The 17,752-nt window shown below is 65.5% G+C and carries 16 protein-coding genes; 11 read left to right on the top strand and 5 right to left on the bottom strand.

The window, feature by feature from the left end:
- Positions 1–30: 30 nt before the first annotated feature.
- Complete coding sequence (locus ACVWY5_RS17325) at positions 31–1,377, bottom strand: site-specific integrase (protein WP_080666929.1); 1,347 nt, start codon at positions 1,375–1,377, stop codon at positions 31–33.
- A 343-nt stretch (positions 1,378–1,720) separates the two neighbouring features.
- Between ACVWY5_RS17325 and ACVWY5_RS17320 the strand changes: the two genes are divergently transcribed.
- The 5 genes from ACVWY5_RS17320 to ACVWY5_RS17300 all read left to right on the top strand — a co-directional run bounded on the left by ACVWY5_RS17320 (position 1,721) and on the right by ACVWY5_RS17300 (position 8,445).
- Positions 1,721–1,900, top strand: a complete 180-nt coding sequence (locus ACVWY5_RS17320; protein ID WP_028331942.1) for a hypothetical protein — start codon at positions 1,721–1,723, stop codon at positions 1,898–1,900.
- Between the two features lie 134 nt (positions 1,901–2,034).
- Complete coding sequence (locus ACVWY5_RS17315) at positions 2,035–2,700, top strand: protein-L-isoaspartate O-methyltransferase family protein (protein ID WP_028331943.1); 666 nt, start codon at positions 2,035–2,037, stop codon at positions 2,698–2,700.
- A gap of 215 nt (positions 2,701–2,915) precedes the next feature.
- Positions 2,916–4,319, top strand: coding sequence for a TolC family outer membrane protein (locus ACVWY5_RS17310; RefSeq protein ID WP_028331944.1), 1,404 nt, complete (start codon positions 2,916–2,918; stop codon positions 4,317–4,319).
- Positions 4,320–4,653: 334 nt separating this feature from the next.
- Positions 4,654–5,388 carry a PopZ family protein gene (locus ACVWY5_RS17305; protein WP_028331945.1) on the top strand — a complete coding sequence of 245 codons (735 nt, stop codon included), beginning with the start codon at positions 4,654–4,656 and terminating at the stop codon, positions 5,386–5,388.
- A 189-nt stretch (positions 5,389–5,577) separates the two neighbouring features.
- Positions 5,578–8,445, top strand: coding sequence for a valine--tRNA ligase (locus ACVWY5_RS17300; protein ID WP_028331946.1), 2,868 nt, complete (start codon positions 5,578–5,580; stop codon positions 8,443–8,445).
- Positions 8,446–8,463: 18 nt separating this feature from the next.
- Here the strand turns inward: ACVWY5_RS17300 and ACVWY5_RS17295 are convergent, their stop codons facing one another.
- Positions 8,464–9,069 carry a DNA-3-methyladenine glycosylase gene (locus ACVWY5_RS17295; RefSeq protein WP_038377151.1) on the bottom strand — a complete coding sequence of 202 codons (606 nt, stop codon included), beginning with the start codon at positions 9,067–9,069 and terminating at the stop codon, positions 8,464–8,466.
- 187 nt (positions 9,070–9,256) lie between these two features.
- Between ACVWY5_RS17295 and lipA the strand changes: the two genes are divergently transcribed.
- The 3 genes from lipA (at position 9,257) to ACVWY5_RS17280 (ending at position 11,334) form a co-directional block, all read left to right on the top strand.
- A complete protein-coding gene (gene lipA / locus ACVWY5_RS17290) occupies positions 9,257–10,216 on the top strand; it encodes a lipoyl synthase (protein ID WP_028331948.1) in 960 nt (319 codons plus the stop codon).
- Between the two features lie 111 nt (positions 10,217–10,327).
- Positions 10,328–10,867: a P-loop NTPase family protein gene (locus tag ACVWY5_RS17285; RefSeq protein ID WP_028331949.1), complete on the top strand. Its 540-nt coding sequence runs from the start codon at positions 10,328–10,330 to the stop codon at positions 10,865–10,867.
- Entirely contained in the window at positions 10,867–11,334 is a 468-nt protein-coding gene (locus ACVWY5_RS17280; protein WP_028331950.1) for a type II toxin-antitoxin system RatA family toxin, read from the top strand. Before ACVWY5_RS17285 ends, ACVWY5_RS17280 begins: the two co-directional genes overlap by 1 nt.
- Before the next feature lie 88 nt (positions 11,335–11,422).
- Here ACVWY5_RS17280 and ACVWY5_RS17275 read toward each other — a convergent pair whose 3' ends face one another.
- The 3 genes from ACVWY5_RS17275 to ACVWY5_RS17265 all read right to left on the bottom strand — a co-directional run bounded on the left by ACVWY5_RS17275 (position 11,423) and on the right by ACVWY5_RS17265 (position 13,789).
- Positions 11,423–11,818: a BA14K family protein gene (locus ACVWY5_RS17275; RefSeq protein ID WP_028331951.1), complete on the bottom strand. Its 396-nt coding sequence runs from the start codon at positions 11,816–11,818 to the stop codon at positions 11,423–11,425.
- A gap of 173 nt (positions 11,819–11,991) precedes the next feature.
- The gene (locus ACVWY5_RS17270; RefSeq protein WP_028331952.1) at positions 11,992–12,591 is read right to left on the bottom strand and encodes a CinA family protein; all 600 of its coding nucleotides are present in this window, start codon (positions 12,589–12,591) and stop codon (positions 11,992–11,994) included.
- 1 nt (position 12,592) lies between these two features.
- On the bottom strand, positions 12,593–13,789 hold the full coding sequence (locus ACVWY5_RS17265) for a bifunctional 2-C-methyl-D-erythritol 4-phosphate cytidylyltransferase/2-C-methyl-D-erythritol 2,4-cyclodiphosphate synthase (RefSeq protein WP_028331953.1): 1,197 nt from the start codon (positions 13,787–13,789) through the stop codon (positions 12,593–12,595).
- 333 nt (positions 13,790–14,122) lie between these two features.
- On the opposite strand from ACVWY5_RS17265, the gene dusB reads away from it, so the two are divergent.
- The 3 genes from dusB to ntrC are packed head-to-tail and all read left to right on the top strand — an operon-like array spanning position 14,123 to position 17,700.
- Positions 14,123–15,076 carry a tRNA dihydrouridine synthase DusB gene (gene dusB / locus ACVWY5_RS17260; protein ID WP_244978399.1) on the top strand — a complete coding sequence of 318 codons (954 nt, stop codon included), beginning with the start codon at positions 14,123–14,125 and terminating at the stop codon, positions 15,074–15,076.
- Entirely contained in the window at positions 15,073–16,248 is a 1,176-nt protein-coding gene (locus ACVWY5_RS17255; protein WP_028331955.1) for a two-component system sensor histidine kinase NtrB, read from the top strand. The genes dusB and ACVWY5_RS17255 overlap by 4 nt, the downstream gene beginning before the upstream one ends.
- Positions 16,249–16,257: 9 nt before the next feature.
- Positions 16,258–17,700: a nitrogen regulation protein NR(I) gene (gene ntrC, locus ACVWY5_RS17250; protein ID WP_021079341.1), complete on the top strand. Its 1,443-nt coding sequence runs from the start codon at positions 16,258–16,260 to the stop codon at positions 17,698–17,700.
- Positions 17,701–17,752: the final 52 nt, after the last annotated feature.

The following is a 17,752-nucleotide window of genomic DNA, read 5'->3' as shown; positions in this document are numbered from 1 at the left end:
CTAGATATATGACCTATGCCGAATGAAGCGTCAAGACCTAGCGTGAAGCGAAACCACATTGTGGGGCTTCGGCTCTACGATCGACATCAGCCGGGCCGCCCACAGCTCGAGCGCCTCGCGCTTTTCTTCCAAATAGTCATGCAGGTCGTAGACGCCCTTGATGCCCGGCCGGACATGAGCGAGCACAGCCTCGCGGGCTTCCTCCGTGACTTTGAGCCGAGATAGGTGGCTCCGCACCGTGCGCCGGATGTCGTGGTTGACGAACGAGGGCAGGGTGACGTGCTTGGGATCTTCGCCGCGCACCTTCGCTAGCGCCTTCAGGGTGCGAAGCATCCGCTCGTCCAATCGCTGCTTGTGCTTCGATCCGATCCAAACGGCCGTCTTGCCCGCCGTGGTTGAGAACAAAAACTTGCCGCCCTTGAACTTCGGCAAGTCGTCGATGACGGCGAGAATGTCTTTCGTCAGCGGCACGGCATGGGGCCGCGCCTGCTTCCGGCCGTTATCCTTGCCCTTCATGCGGGCAGCCGGAATGACCCAGATGCCGTCGCGGGTCTTGAGTTCGTCCCGGGATGCGTCGGCTACCTCGTTGAGCCGCAGAGCGGTCAGGCAGAGCATGCGATAGACCGGGCCGGCGGGGTAGGGCATGCGGGACGCCGCGCGCCACAAGGCAAAGAATTCGTCGTCAGTCAGCGTCCTCGTGGCCGACCGCGGCATGTCGCCAAGAATAGAGCTGGCGGTGAGGTTGGCGGCCGGCGACACTTTCAGCCCGTATTCCGGCTGCGCCACCACCCAGCGGAAGAACCGCTTGATAAGGGCGAGGAGGTTGCGGGCGCCAACCTTGCCACCCGAACCTTTGGACTTGGCAACGTTCTTCTTCCGGCCCTTCGCTTTGATCAGGGCGGAGATTTGCAGGTCGCTGATCTCGGTAATCGGGAGCGCCTCCCAGGCCGGCAGAAGGTCCCGACGGATCTCGCGCTCCGATTCGGCCCCCTTGCGCTCGGTCGAGAGCTTGTCGTCGATGAAGTCCTGGACCACGGCGCCGAAGGTGGTCTTGCGCTGGAGGATCTCGGCCTCCCGATCGCGGCGCTCTTGGTCGGCGGGGTCGATACCCTTCTCGACCAATGCTCGCCAGCGCCGGGCCTTCTCGCGGGCGTCGGCTAGGTCGATGCTGCCCACCTTACCGATCTCGCGCCGGCTCGCGCTGTCACCGCCGGGGTATCGCACTCGTAATATGAAGGTCCGGGAATTCTCAGTGACCCGGACGCCGAAGCCGGCGACCACAGCATCCATGACTTGGTACCGTTGGCCCTTCGCGGCCAGCTTTAGGCCCGTCACTTTGGTCGGGGTCAACGTCACGCGATGGTCAGTTTTGGGCATCTGGGGCCACTCCGGGGCCACTTGAATGGGAAATGGTATGTGGCCCGACGAAGCGAAAGGATAAATCTAGCTTCGAAAAATCGCAAGATTCGCGGCGATTTCTTGCACATGAGCCAAATGACGAGAATGGGAAGAAATGCCGCGAAATGGTTTTCCGGGTGACTGTTAATCGAATGGTCGCTGGTTCGAATCCAGCCCGGGGAGCCAGTTTGGTCTGGCCCCATCGATCCCCCAAATCGCCAATCACAAGCCCGTGGTCCGCAGCGGACAGGCCGAAAACGTCGTCAAATCGACTCAATAACGTTCAACACTCGCTTCCGTCGGGTCTTGAGAGGTGATTTTGATGACCATTAACTTGATCGACCTGTCGATGCCGCAGCCGACGCTCGTTCCGAATGACGCGCCTGACATCAGTGATGATGAATGCGTCCGCCGACTCGCGAAGGCCGTCGAGGAGCATGATTCCGAGCATCTCGACGAAGTGGCCCGCCTGATCGGCCGGCTTGCCGTCACGATCGAATAGACGGCGCCACGAGCCTGTTCTGGGAGCGCGATCGCCCGCCAACGGCGTGTTGCGTTTTGGCGGAGCTTGTTCCAAAAGATGGCCCTGTTCTAGCTTCTCCAGCGGCAATGCCGCGACTTGCAGGGTCTCCGCCAATGACCGGTTTTTCGACCGCGCGCCAGTATATGGTCGATGGTCAGGTGCGTCCGAGCGACGTGACCGATGATCGTATTCTCGATGCCATGCTGACCGTGCCGCGCGAGATATTCGTGCCGGCCAGCAAGCAGGCGCTGGCGTATCTCGACCTCGACCTCGATGTCGCCGAGGGCGGTGCGACGAGGCGCTGCCTGATCACGCCGGCGCTGCTCGCCCGGATGCTCCAGGCCGCCGAGATCAAGGCCACCGACCGCGTCCTCGTGGTCGGCTGCGCGACCGGTTACGCCGCCGCCGTCGTGGCGCGCTTTGCCGCAGACGTCTGCGCGACCGAAAGCGATCCGGCGCTTGCCGCAAGGGCGACCACGGCGTTCGCCGAGCTCGGGATCCGGAATATCACCGTCAAAACGGCCGCAGCCGCCGACGGCGATGCCGCGGGCGCCCCGTTTGACGTCATTATCCTCAATGGTGCCACGGAGATCGTCCCGACCGGGCTGTTCGGCCAGCTCAAGGAGGGGGGCAGGCTGGTCGGGGTGTTCGGTCTGTTGCCGCCGCCGCGCGCCACCCTGGTGACGCACTCCCACGGGGATTTCGGCCATCGCGAGCTGTTCGACGCCTCGGCCCCCGTTTTACCCGGATTCGAGCGAGTTCCCGCCTTCGTCTTCTGACCCTCTCCTGCGGCGCAGGGCTGATAAAATCCCGTTCCGAATCAGAAGTGTGGCCCGTTTGCCCCATGTGAAGAGTTTCGACCGTGTTCCGTTGCGGGGTAGTTCCGTTGGGCCTAGCTGCGGACTAAGGTGAGGCGGGACTCACTTCGACTGAAGCGACCGCCGGACTGATTTGCGTGTGGGAGACGGCGACTACAATGATTGGATTTCCGGGGATGCGTGGGGTGAAGGTTGTCACCGCGGCTGCGACTGCCGTCCTTCTGTTGGCGGAGATGGGCCCTGTGCCCGCACTCGCCGATACAATCGAGGCCGCGCTGGTGCGGTCCTACCAAAACAATCCCCAGCTGAACGCGCAACGCGCGCAGGTGCGGTCAACGGACGAGAACGTTCCGCAGGCACTGTCGGGCTACCGCCCGAAAGTCGCACTGACGGCGAGCGCGGGGTACCAATACACCGATACGCTGACGACACAGGGCGGCGACGCGAACAATCTTGTCCGCACGCAAATCCATGGCGCCAATGCGCCGCGCAGCGCAGGCCTCACGGTCAACCAATCGCTGTTCAACGCGCAGACCGCGCCCAGGGTGCGCGCGGCGGAAAGCCAGGTCTCGGCGGCGCGCGAGGGCCTGCGTGTGCTTGAGCAAACCGTGATCCTGAGCGCGGCCACGATCTACATGGACTATCTCCGCGACTCCGCCATCGTCGAAGTTCAGCGCAGCAACACGCGCGTGCTGGAACAGACGCTGAAGCAGACCCAGGACCGCTTCAATGTCGGCGAAGTGACGCGGACCGACGTCGCGCAATCCGAAGCGCAGCTTGCAGCAGGTAAGACCCAGCAGCTCACCGCCGAATCGAACCTGACGACGACGCGTTCGAATTTCCGCCGCATCATCGGCAACGAACCGCAGAACCTCGCGCCGGGCTCGCCGGTCGACCGCTTCCTGCCAACGACGCTTGCGTCCGCCGTCGACCTCAGTCTGACCCAGAATCCGAACGTCACCTCGGCGATGTACGGCGTCGACGTCAACTTCCTGCAGGTCAAGGTCAGCGAGGGTGCGCTGTTCCCGTCGGTCAACCTGCAAACGTCGGTGCAGCAGCAGTACGAGCAGACCCTGATCAGCCAGCGCGCATTCAGCGCGGGAACAGCGGTCCAGCTGTCGGTGCCGCTCTATCAGGGCGGTGCGGAATATTCGCTGATCCGCCAGTCCAAGGAATCGCTGGCGCAGCAGCGCCTCGTGCTCGAACAGACCCGCGATCAGGCGCGCGCCAACGTCGTCACCGCGTGGGGCCAGCTGGTCGCCGGCAAGTCGCAGGTGGCGTCGGCACAGGCGCAGGTGACCGCGTCGGAGATCGCCCTGAACGGCGTGCGCGAAGAGGCCAAGGCCGGTCAGCGCACCACGCTCGACGTGCTCAACGCGCAGCAGGCGCTCGTCAACGCGCGCAACGCGCTGGTCACCGCGCAGCATGACCGCGTCGTCGCGTCCTATAACGTGCTGAGCGCAGTTGGCCGCTTGTCGCCGCAGGTGCTCGGCCTTTCGACCAACGTCTACGATCCGAGCGTGCATTACCAGCAGGTTCGTGACAACTGGGCCGGCGTACGCACGCCCGACGGCCGCTAAACACCTTCGCATCATCATCGCTTGTCGCGTCATGTTTGTGGTTCTGAGTTAATCAGGACCGCAAACAGGCGCGTTTGCTTGCATTCGATAATTGGCCTGACATACCGTTTTGTCGGGCAGCAAGGCGATTCGCGGCGCGCCGGCGTAGCGTGATGACAGGTGCGACGGCACCTGTGATCAAGCTGCATTGGGCGACACGAAGCTTGCACAAAGCCTCGGGCGGGCTTGATCTGGGGACAAGTCGGGCGGGATCAACGAAAATCTCCGCCCGCATCATCGGAACCGGCGAATCCTCTCGGGCTTGATGTAAAATCGTTTCGATGTGGAGTCGGAGATGACGCAACCTGCGAAGGTCCAAGAGCCCTCGATGGAGGAGATCCTGGCGTCGATCCGTCGCATCATTGCCGACGACGAGGCGAAGCCGGCCGCGGCCGAGAAGCCTGCGGCCGCCGCTGCAGCGCCGGCGCCGAAGGTCGAGCCAGCACCAGCAACCAAGCCCGCGATGAAGAGCCCGCCGCCCGCAGCGCCACCGGCCGCGAAGGCCGCCGCGCCGGCGCCGAAATCACCGCCGCCTGCGCCTGCACCGGCGGCCAGCAACAGTCAGGACGACATCGACTCGCTGCTCGCCAGCCTCGACGAGGCGACGCCCGCAGCCGAGATCAGGCCGTCGCCGCAGCCCGCAGTCCAGCCCGAAGCCGACGTGTTCGAACTCACCGACGAGATGGCGCTGCCGAACCCGGCCGCCGCGCCGTCGTTCCGCAAGGTCGAGCCGCAGGACGACCTCGAGTTCACAGAAGCGCGGAGCCGGGCGCCGGAACCGGCCCGGGAGCCGCCGGCGATCGAGACCGCGCCCATGCAGCAGATCATCTCGGGAACCACGATGCGGGCCGTCGAGTCGGCCTTCAACTCGCTGGCCAACACGGTGTTGAGCAACAATGCGCGGACGCTCGAGGATCTGGTCAAGGAGATGCTGCGGCCGATGCTGAAGTCCTGGCTGGACGACAATCTGCCCGGGCTGGTCGAGCGGATCGTCAAGGCCGAGATCGAGCGGGTATCCCGCGGGCGCTAGCTCCGCCGCGGGCGCCAGTCCGCGCGGCGCTAGTAACGCAGCCGGCGCGAGGCTGGCTTCCGCCGTTGGGCCTGGCGGCCCTCAATCAGCTCCCCAAATGCCCTAAACGTCGATTTGACGTACCGGTCCGGTTGACTTGGTGCGCTCCGGCGGCTTTCTAACGCTTTCCATGGTCCACAGCGCATTGTCATGATCGAGAAAAACTACCAGCCCGCCGATATCGAGCACCGGATGGCCCGGATCTGGGAGGAGAGCGGTGCGTTCAAGGCCGGCCGGCCTGAACGCAAGGACGCCGCGCCTTTCACCATTGTGATTCCGCCGCCGAACGTGACCGGCTCGCTGCACATGGGCCACGCGCTCAACAACACGCTGCAGGACATCCTGTGCCGCTTCGAGCGGATGCGCGGCCGCGACGTGCTGTGGCAGCCCGGCACCGATCACGCCGGCATCGCCACCCAGATGGTGGTCGAGCGTCAGCTGATGGAACGGCAGGAGCCGGGCCGGCGCGACATGGGCCGCGCCAAGTTCCTCGAGCGGGTCTGGCAGTGGAAGGCCGAGAGCGGCGGCACAATCGTCAACCAGCTCAAGCGCCTCGGGGCGTCCTGCGACTGGTCGCGCGAGCGCTTCACCATGGACGAGGGCCTGTCGCGCGCCGTCGTCAAGGTGTTCGTCGAGCTGCATCGCGATGGCCTGATCTACAAGGACAAGCGCCTGGTCAATTGGGACCCGAAGCTGCTCACCGCGATCTCCGATCTCGAGGTGCAGCAGGTCGAGGTCAGGGGCCATCTCTGGTATCTGCGCTATCCGATCGAGGGCCGCAGCTTCAGCCCCGAGGATCCGAAATCGTTCATCGTGGTCGCGACGACGCGCCCCGAGACGATGCTCGGCGACACCGCCGTCGCGGTGCATCCGGACGACGAGCGCTACGCCGATCTGGTCGGCCAGCACGTCATCCTGCCGCTGGTCAGCCGCAGGATTCCGATCGTCGCCGACGACTATTCCGATCCGGAGAAGGGCTCGGGCGCGGTCAAGGTGACGCCGGCGCACGACTTCAACGACTTCGAGATCGGCAAGCGTCACGGCCTGCCGCAGATCAGCGTGCTCGACCAGGAAGGCAGCCTCAGCCTGGTGGGCAACGAGGACTATCTGCGCGGCCTGCCGATGGGCGCCGACGAGTTCGCCGCCGAGTTTGACAAGATCGAGCGCTTCGCGGCGCGCAAGAAGATCGTCGCGAGGCTGGAGGAGTTCGGCTTCCTCGAGCGGATCGAGCCCAACACCCACATGGTGCCGCATGGCGACCGCTCCGGCGTCGTGATCGAGCCGTATCTGACCGACCAGTGGTATGTCGACGCCAAGACGCTGGCGCAGCCGGCGATTGCGGCGGTGCGCTCGGGCGAAACCACGTTCGTGCCGAAGAACTGGGAAAAGACCTATTTCGAGTGGATGGAGAACATCCAGCCCTGGTGCATCTCGCGCCAGCTCTGGTGGGGCCATCAGATTCCGGCGTGGTACGGACCCGACGGCAAGGTGTTCGTCGCCGAGACCGAGGAAGAGGCGGTCGGCCACGCGCTCGGCTATTACGTCGAGCAGGAAGTCATCACGCCGGAGCAGGGCCACGACATGGCGGTCGACCCCGCCAAGCGCGAGGGCTTCATCACGCGCGACGAGGACGTGCTCGACACCTGGTTCTCGTCGGCCCTGTGGCCGTTCTCGACGCTGGGCTGGCCGGACGACACGCCGGAGGTCGCGCGCTACTACCCGACCAACACGCTGGTTACCGGCTTCGACATCATCTTCTTCTGGGTCGCCCGCATGATGATGATGGGCCTCCATTTCATGAAGGAGGCGCCGTTCTCGACCGTCTACATCCACCGTCTCGTCCGCGACGAGAAGGGCGCCAAGATGTCGAAGTCGAAGGGCAACGTCATCGACCCGCTCGGCGTGATCGACGAATACGGCGCTGACGCGCTGCGCTTCGCGCTGACCCGCGAGGCGGCGCAAGGCCATGACATCCGCCTGTCGCCGCATCTGGTCGAGACCAACCGCAATTTCGCGACCAAGTTCTGGAACGCCTGCCGCTTCGCCGAGATGAACGAGTGCGTCAAGCCGGACGGTTTCGATCCGAAGGGCGCGAAGGAGACGTTGAACCGCTGGATCGCGCACGAAACCTCGCGCGTCACCCGCGAGGTCACCGAGACGATCGAGGATCATCGCTTCAACGATGCCGCGGGCGCGATCTACCGCTTCGTCTGGAACGTGTTCTGCGACTGGTATCTCGAGCTCGCGAAACCCGTGCTGATGGGCGAGGAGGGCGCGGCCAAGGCCGAGACCCGCGCCATGATCGCCTGGACCCGCGACGAGATCCTCAAGCTGCTGCATCCGTTCATGCCCTTCATCACGGAGGAGCTGTGGGCGGTGACCGCAAAGCGCGACGGCCTGTTGGTGTTGGCGTCCTGGCCGCGCAAGTCGGGCGTGACAGGCGAGCAGCTGGCCGCGATCGCGACCGCCGGTCCGGTGGTCGATCCGATCATTCCGCCGGTCATTGCCGCGCTCGACGCCGACGAGTTCAGCGATCCCGCGGCCGAGGCCGAGATCGGCTGGGTGGTCGATCTCGTCACTGCGATGCGGTCGGTGAAGGCGGAAATGAACATCCCGCCGTCGACACTGACGCCGCTGGTGATCGTGGGCGCCTCCGACGAGACGCGGGACCGCGCGCGGCGCTGGAACGACACCATCAAGCGGCTCGCGCGATTGTCGGATATCTCGTTCGCCGATCACCCGCCGGAAGGCGCGGTGCAGCTCCTTGTCCGCGGCGAGGCGGTCGCGCTGCCGCTGAAGGGCGTGATCGATCTCGCGGCTGAACGCACGCGGCTGGAGAAGGAGCTCGGCAAGGCGGACGCCGACATCAAACGGGTCGATGCCAAGCTCGCCAACGAGAAGTTCGTCGCCAACGCGCCGGAAGAGCTCGTCGAGGAAGAGAAGGAAAAGCGCGCGGCAGCAACGGAGCGCCGCGCCAAGATCCTCGAGGCGATCGAGCGGCTGAAGAAGGCGTCATAGCGAACGACGCCGTGGCGATCAAAACCGCTTGCTGAGGAATTTCGATCCCTTCAGCCCGTAGCGCCAGGGCAGGTCGACGGCCTTGGTGATGCCGATCCGCACCCCGGTGATGATTTCGGGTGCTTCGGTCCGCGCATGGAGCGCGATCGGGGCGCGGTCGAGTGGCAATTCGCTGTGCGCGATGGTGATGCCGAGCGCCTCGCAGAGCTTGCCGGGCCCCGAGCACAGCGCCCGCTCGTCCTCCAGTCCGCGCCGCCGGCGCATCGCCGCGAGCCCACGGGTCGGCTCGATCGCGCGGATCAGCACGGCGCTGGCCGAGCCCGCTTCCTCGCAGACGAAGTTGACGCACCAATGGATGCCGTAGGAGCGGTAGACGTAGGAGAAGCCCGGCGGGCCGAACATCACCTGGTTGCGCGGGGTCGGCCCGCGGTAGGAATGCGCCGCCGGGTCGGTGTGATGATAGGCCTCGACCTCGGTGATGATGCCGCCGGCGCCGTCGACCAGGAAGGTCGCGCCGATCAGGTCGGGGGCGACCTCGTGGACGCTGCGATCGAAGAAGGAGCGTTTCAGCGCCTTGCCGAGGCGCGGCGCGGTCGCGCGGATGGATCGGGGTTTTTGAGCCATTTTGAGGTGGGAATCGGCATGGAACGGACCGCAAGACTGCCAATATATAGGCTGGTCTGCTAGGGTCGCGGGGCGGGTTGCGAGCCGCGTCAACACCGATTAGCTAAGCCCTTGGTTCGGAGCATGATCTGTTCGGAAAACCGGCCTCCACTTTTCCGGATCGTGCTCCCGCGACTTGCAGGCATCCATGGTCACCATCGTCGACACCATCTCCACCACTCAGCTCCGCCCGCGGCACCCCGAAAAGGTGAACCGGCCAGATGCCGTGTCGCCGCCGAAGCCGGACTGGATCCGCGTTCGTGCGCCGAACACCCGCGGCTATGCGGATACGCGCCGGATCGTGAAGGAGAACGGCCTCGTCACGGTGTGCGAGGAGGCGGGCTGCCCCAATATCGGTGAGTGCTGGGACAAGAAGCACGCCACCTTCATGATCATGGGCGACACCTGCACGCGCGCCTGCGCGTTCTGCAACGTCAAGACCGGCATGCCCGGCGCGCTCGAGGCGAGCGAGCCGGAATATGTCGCGGAGGCCACCGCCAAGCTCGGGCTCAGCCACGTCGTGGTCACCTCGGTCGATCGCGACGATCTCGCCGACGGCGGCGCCGAGCATTTTGCCGAGACCATCCGCGCCATCCGCGCGCGCTGCCCGACCACCACGATCGAGATCCTGACACCGGACTTCCTGCGCAAGGACGGCGCGCTGGAGCGCGTGGTCGCGGCCAAGCCCGACGTCTTCAACCACAATCTGGAAACCGTGCCGTCGCGCTATCTGACGGTCCGTCCCGGCGCCCGCTATTTCCATTCGATCCGGCTGCTGCAGCGGGTCAAGGAGATCGATCCGACCATCTTCACCAAGTCAGGCATCATGGTCGGCCTCGGCGAGGAGCGGCACGAGGTGCTGCAGGTGATGGACGATCTGCGCTCGGCCGAAGTCGATTTCCTGACCATCGGCCAGTATTTGCAGCCGACCCGCAAGCATCACGCCGTCATGCGCTACGTGACGCCGGACGAGTTCGCAGGCTACGAGCGGGTCGCCTATACCAAGGGCTTTTTGATGGTGTCGGCGAGCCCGCTGACGCGCTCGTCGCACCACGCCGGCGAGGATTTCGCCAAACTGCAGGCGGCGCGCGTGGCCCGCGGCCGCTAGATTTCGCAAACGGCGGTGAGCCGGCGCCCTCGCGCGCCGTTGCTTGATCGGGCCTTGACCGAACCTTGACCGAACCTTGACCGAACCTTGACCGAACCTTGGACTGGACCAATGCAGCGCGTTCTGGTGATGGGATCGTCGGGATCCGGCAAGTCGACCTTTGCGCGGCGGCTGTCCGCCATGACAGGGATTCCGACCGTGTCGATCGATGCGCTGTTCTGGAAGCCGGGCTGGGTCGAGTCGGGCAGGGACGAATTCGAGCGCCGCATGACCGAAGCAGCCCGCGAGCCGCACTGGATCATGGATGGGAACTACATGAGGCATGGTGCAGGGGAATTGCGCCGGGAGCTCTCCGATACGATCATCTGGTTCGACCTGCCGCGGTCGACATGCATGCTCGGTATCTTCAGGCGGATAGCCGGGAGCTATGGCCAGGTCCGCCCGGAGATGGCGGAAGGCTGCCCCGAGAAGATCGATCTCGAATTCTTCCGCTACGTCTGGACCTATCGCCGGCAGCAGCGGCCGAAGCTGATCGAGTATTTTGCCGGCTTGCGGCCCGATCAATCGCTGGTCTGCTTCACCGATCGGGCGCAGGCGGATGATTATCTGAAGCGCCTCGCACTCGGGCAAAACCGTGCGAGTATCCACTGATGCCACGATTCTCAAGCAAGCGGCGGGTCCGGCACACCGCACCTCAAATGTTCGATCTGGTCGCCGACGTCGAGCGCTATCCCGAATTCGTGCCGCTATGCCAGTCGCTCAAGATCCGCCAGCGCACGCCCAAGGACGACGGCACCGAGGTCGTGGTGGCGGACATGACGGTGTCCTTCAAGCTGGTGCGGGAAACCTTCACCAGCAAGGTGACGCTCGATCGGCCCAATCTGAAGATCCTGGTCGAATATCTGCGCGGCCCGTTCAGCAATCTGGAGAATCGCTGGAGTTTTGAGCCGAGGTCGGAAACCGAATGCGATGTCGGCTTCTTCCTGAACTACGAATTCAAGAGCCGGATGCTGGCGATGCTGATGGGCTCGATGTTCGACGCGGCTTTCGGGCGGTTTGCCCACGCGTTCGAGAAGCGGGCGGATCAGGTCTACGGCAAGCCGCAGCTGTCGACGTAGCGAAGCCGTCTCGTTTGCCCCCCTGGAAACGCAAATGCCCGGCACGAGGCCGGGCACGACGGATGATGCGTGGGGCGCGTTCGCCGATTTACGGGCAGGATCGCCGCACGCCGCCGGATGCGATGTAGGTGCCCGAAGCGGGGTCGTAGGTACGGAAACGCTGGGAGCAATAGGCGTCGTTGTTGGCCTTGGCCTGGCTCGCCGCAATCGCGCCGCCGATGATCGCGCCGGCCGCCAGCCCGCCGATGATCGCCGCGCCGTTACTGCCACGATCGCGATAGTAACCACCGCGGTAGCCGTATCCGCCGCGATAGCCGTAACGCGGACCACCGTGCCAGTGCCGATACTGCACATGCTCGACGGAGGTAGGCTGGTCCTGCAATCGCGCGGGAGCGAGTGGTGCGGCGGACGAAGGCGCAACAGTCGACAGCGTCATGGCGCCAGCGCTGATGGCGGCCACGACCAAAGTTCCCAACTTCATCATTTTCTCCTTGTTGTGGGATTTTGCTGTTGGACGAACAATCGAAACAGCAGAGTTGGAACAACATAAAGCGGCGAAGCCGCGTCAAAGTTCCATTTCAGGTAAGCGTCACCGGGCCGCAGTTGACACAAGCCTGTGTAAGGCGGGCCGTCGCGCGACTCGACTTTGGGTCGGGCCTATCCGCGCGGCGGCCGGCGGCGTTTCGCAGCGTGGCTCCGCGGCGATCGAGCCACCCTTGGCCGCAACCGGCTGGCGGCCTCGCGACGCGGCTTGGCGGCCTGCGGCGGGCGCGCAAGCTCCATCAGCATGCGCAATGCTTCGACCACCGAGCGCTGCCGCACCGTGCTGCGGCCGATTGCGCCAAATCGCTGCTCACGATGAATGATGCGCCCGTCGCGCGCGGCGACGGCGAAATGCACCAGGCCGACCGGCTTGCCCGGTGTCGCACCGCCAGGGCCCGCGATGCCGGTGATCGAGACCGCAAGGTCGACGCCGGCCTTTTCCAGCGCGCCGATCGCCATCGCGGTCGCGGTTTCCTTGCTCACCGCGCCGAACGTTTCGAGCGTCGCCGCCCTGACGCCGAGCATGACCCGCTTGGCCTCGTTCGAATAGGTCACGAAGCCGCGGTCGATCACGTCGGAAGAGCCGGGAATGTCGGTGAGCGCACCCGCGACCAAGCCGCCGGTGCACGATTCGGCGGTCGCGATGGTCAGCTTGCGCATCCGGCACAGGTCGAGCAGCGAGCGGGAGAGGGCACGAGCGTCGCTGCCGCCCATGTCAGGCACTCCAGCCTTTATCGTCCCACGGGAGGCGGACCGTGGCGCTCGCGGTTGCCGCGATGCCTTCCTCGCGGCCGGTGAAGCCGAGCCGCTCGCTGGTGGTGGCCTTGACCGCCACGCGCGAGATGTGGACGCCGGAGATCTCCGCGATCTTCGCCCGCATGGTGTCGCGCAACGGCCCGATCTTCGGTCGCTCGCAGATCAGCGTCACTTCGAGATTGGCGATCCGTCCGCCGCGCGCGGTGACGCGCTCGACCGCATATTTCAGGAACTGGTCGGAGGAGGCGCCCTTCCACTTGGCGTCGCTCGGCGGGAAATGCGAGCCGATATCGCCGTCGGCCAGCGCACCGAGGATCGCGTCGACCAGCGCATGCAGCCCGACATCGCCGTCGGAATGGGCCAGGAATCCCTTCGTGTGCGGCACGCGCACGCCGCAGATCATGACATGGTCACCGTCGTCAAAGGCGTGCACGTCGTAGCCGGTGCCGGTTCTGATGTCGCCGAGCTGGCTTGCGAGCCGCGCTTCCTCGCGCACGAAGTCCTCGGGTGTGGTGAGTTTCATGTTGGCAGCATCACCTTCAAACGTCGAAACCGTCAATCCCGCCCACTCGGCAAGCGCCGCATCGTCGGTGAAATCGGAGCGGCCATCGCGCGCTGCGCGACGATGCGCCTCCAATATTACGTCGAAACGAAAAGCCTGTGGCGTCTGCGCGATCCGCAGGCGCGCGCGCTCCGGCGTCGCCTCGACGTCGCCGGCATCGCCGGTGAGCTTGATGGTGTCGGTGACGGGAATCACGGGGATCGCAGCGCCGGTCCGGCCGGCCGCGGCGATCGCGCGAGAGATCACGGCTGCGGTGACGAAGGGGCGCGCGGCATCGTGGATCAGCACGATGTCCGGCTTCTCACTTGCAAGCGCCTCGAGCCCGGCATGGACCGAGGCCTGCCGGGTCGCGCCGCCCGGCGTCGGCGGCCGATGGCGGAGGCCTGCGACCGCTTCATCGAACAGCGCGGTGTCGTCAGGATTGACCACAGGCTGCACCGCAAACACGTCCGGATGTCCGGAGAACGCCTCCATGGCGCGGTAGATAACCGTCTGTCCGCCGATCGTCCGGTATTGCTTCGGCCCGCCTGCGCCGGCGCGCAGTCCACGGCCGGCTGCGACTAGGATGGCTGCGGTACGCTCAGGCTTTGGCATTTTGAACCAGTGACAGACGAATCGGGGATGAGGGGGACGGCGAGGATCGCCGCGCACAGCCCTTAGCATGACCGCTGCGCAAAAACAGAGCGTTTGCCGATGACTGTGGGAAAAGCAGATTTTGTTGCAGTGCACTTGCACTGATGATAGGAATGTCTAAACCGTAGGCATGAGCCTTGACTGCACAAGAATTGTGCGCAGAATAGACGACGTCAGCTGCAATGGCGTGGCTGACAGAACGACGAGACGGCTGTGACCGGCGTGCAAAGTACTCCTCGTAACCCATTGAAGATCGGCGATATTGCTGTCGCCAACCGGGTTCTCCTCGCGCCCATGTCCGGCATTACCGATGCGCCCTTTCGGCGACTCGCTGCCACTTTGGGCGCCGGCCTGGTGGTCTCCGAGATGACCGCCAGCAACGATCTGGTGAACGGCAAGCCGATGTCGAAGCTGCGTTGCGAGGCGGCCGGGGTCGGGCCGCATGTGGTCCAGCTGGCAGGCTGCGAGACCCACTGGATGGCGGAGGGCGCACGGATCGCCGAAGGCGCCGGCGCCGACGTCATCGATATCAACATGGGCTGTCCGGCCCGCCACGTGACCGGGGGCCAGTCCGGCTCGGCCCTGATGCGCGACCTCGACCACGCGATCACGCTGATCGAGGCGACGCTGTCGGCGGTCAGGGTGCCCGTTACGCTGAAGATGCGGCTCGGCTGGGATGACCGCTCGCTCAATGCGCCGGAACTGGCGCGCCGCGCCGAGGCCGCCGGCGTGCAGATGATCACCGTGCATGGCCGGACCCGCTGCCAGTTCTACAAGGGCGAGGCGAACTGGAACGCCGTGCGCGCCGTCAAGGACGCCGTCACCGTCCCGGTCGTGGTCAACGGCGACATCACCTCGTTCGACAAGGCTGTCAGCGCGCTCGAGATGTCGGGTGCCGACGCCGTCATGATCGGCCGCGGCGCGCAGGGGCAGCCCTGGCTGCCGGGACAGATCGGCCGCCGCCTCGAGACCGGGATCGCCGAGGCCGCGCCGTCGCTCGCCGAGCAACTCAAGCACGTTCGCGCGCTCTATGACGAGGTTTGCAGCCACTATGGCCTGCGCATCGGGCTCAAGCATGCACGCAAGCATCTCGGCTGGGCGCTGGAGGCTGCTGCGGCCTATAGCTGCGCGCCGGCCGCGACATTGAAGACCTGGCGGCAGGCGATCCTGACCGCGGAAGAGCCGTCCAGCGTGCATCGCTCGCTCGCCGACGCCTACGACGATTTTGCCTGGAGTGCTGCCGCATGACGTCAGCCATGGAATTCCGCCGGCCGGTGCCGACTGACGGGGAGGCCATCCTCAATGCGCTGCCCAATCCGGTGCTGCTGGTCGCACCCGACGGGCGGATCGTCGACGCCAATATCGCAGCCGAATCCTTCTTCGAGATCTCGACCCAGTTCCTGCGCCGGCAGTCGCTGAAGGAGCTGGTGCCGTTCGGCAGCCCGCTGCTGGCGTTGATCGAGCAGGTGCGGACGAGCGGCTCGCCGGTCAACGAATACAAGGTCGATCTCGGCACGCCGCGGATCGGCGGCGATCGCCAGGTCGATCTGCACGTCGCGCCGCTGACCGAGCGGCCCGGGCATATCGTGGTGATGCTGCAGGAGCGCACCATCGCCGACAAGATGGATCGCCAGCTCACCCATCGCAGCGCGGCGCGCTCGGTGATCGCGCTGGCGGCGATGCTCGCCCATGAGATCAAGAACCCGCTGTCGGGCATCCGCGGCGCGGCGCAGCTTTTGGAGCAGCAGGCGTCCTCCGAGGACCGGCTGCTGACGCGGTTGATCTGCGACGAGGCGGACCGCATCGTGACGCTGGTCGACCGCATGGAAGTGTTCGGCGACGACCGCCCGGTGGCGCGCGGTCCGGTCAACATCCATTCCGTGCTCGATCATGTGAAGCGCCTGGCGCAGTCCGGCTTTGCCCGCAATGTCCGCTTCATCGAGGACTACGATCCGTCGTTGCCGCCGGTGCTGGCCAACCAGGACCAGCTGATCCAGGTGTTCCTCAACCTCGTGAAGAACGCGGCCGAAGCGGTCGCCGATCTCGGTACCGATGCGGAGATCCAGCTCACCACGGCGTTCCGGCCGGGCGTGCGGCTGTCGGTGCCCGGCAAGAAATCGCGGGTCTCGCTGCCGCTGGAATTCTGCGTCAAGGACAACGGCTCTGGCGTGCCGGAAGACCTGCTGCCGAACCTGTTCGATCCCTTCGTCACCACCAAGCAGACCGGCAGCGGGCTCGGCCTCGCGCTGGTCGCCAAGATCATCGGCGATCACGGCGGCATCATCGAATGCGAGTCGCAGCCGCGCAAGACCACTTTCCGCGTGCTGATGCCGATGTACAGCGCCGCCAAGCAACTCGACCAAAGCAACCGCGATGACGTTCCGGGTACGTCCTCGCCTGCCTCTCAGGATGCACGATGAGGAACACCAATGCCTGCAGGTAGCATACTTGTCGCTGACGACGACACCGCCATCCGGACCGTCCTGAACCAGGCGCTGTCGCGCGCCGGCTATGAGGTTCGCCTCACCGGCAACGCCGCCACGCTGTGGCGCTGGGTCAGCCAGGGTGAGGGCGATCTCGTCATCACCGACGTCGTGATGCCCGACGAGAACGCGTTCGATCTCTTGCCGCGGATCAAGAAGATGCGGCCGAATCTGCCGGTCATCGTGATGAGCGCGCAGAACACCTTCATGACCGCGATCCGCGCCTCCGAGCGCGGCGCCTACGAATATCTGCCGAAGCCGTTCGACCTGAAGGAGCTGATCACCATCGTCGGCCGCGCGCTGGCCGAGCCGAAGGAGCGGGTTTCCAGTCCCGCCGACGACGGCGAGTTCGACTCGATCCCGCTGGTCGGCCGCTCGCCGGCGATGCAGGAAATCTACCGCGTGCTGGCGCGGCTGATGCAGACCGACCTCACCGTGATGATCTCGGGCGAATCAGGCACCGGCAAGGAGCTGGTCGCGCGCGCGCTGCACGACTACGGGCGGCGCCGCAACGGCCCGTTCGTCGCGGTCAACATGGCGGCGATCCCGCGCGACCTGATCGAATCGGAGCTGTTCGGCCATGAGCGCGGCGCCTTCACCGGCGCCAACACCCGCGCCTCCGGCCGCTTCGAGCAGGCCGAGGGCGGCACGCTGTTCCTCGACGAGATCGGCGACATGCCGATGGAGGCGCAGACCCGGCTGCTCCGCGTGCTGCAGCAGGGCGAATACACCACGGTCGGCGGCCGCACCCCGATCAAGACCGACGTCCGCATCGTCGCCGCCTCCAACAAGGACCTGCGCATCCTGATCCAGCAGGGACTGTTCCGCGAGGATCTGTTCTTCCGCCTCAACGTGGTGCCGCTGCGGCTGCCGCCGCTGCGCGAGCGCATCGAGGATCTGCCCGACCTGATCAGGCACTTCTTCTCGCTCGCCGAGAAGGACGGCCTGCCGCCGAAGAAGCTCGACGCCCAGGCGCTCGAGCGGCTCAAGCAGCACCGCTGGCCGGGCAACGTCCGCGAGCTGGAAAACCTCGCCCGGCGGCTCGCCGCGCTCTATCCGCAGGACGTCATCACCGCTTCCGTCATCGACGGCGAGCTGGCGCCGCCCGCGGTCACCTCGGGCAGCACGGCGACCGTCGGCGTCGACAATCTCGGCGGCGCGGTCGAGGCCTATCTGTCCTCGCACTTCTCCGGCTTCCCGAACGGCGTGCCGCCGCCGGGCCTCTACCACCGCATCCTCAAGGAGATCGAGATCCCGCTGTTGACCGCCGCGCTGGCGGCGACCCGCGGCAACCAGATCCGGGCCGCCGACCTGCTCGGGCTGAACCGCAATACGCTGCGCAAGAAGATCCGCGACCTCGATATCCAGGTCTACCGGAGCGGCGGGTAGAGGTTGACGGGGCCGGGACGGGCCCCACCACCGTTATTGAGTAGTCACAAAT

Source organism: Bradyrhizobium sp. USDA 3256 (assembly GCF_054058275.1).
The sequence above is the reverse complement of the archived record's forward strand: the minus strand, read 5'-3'. Positions and strand labels throughout refer to the sequence as shown.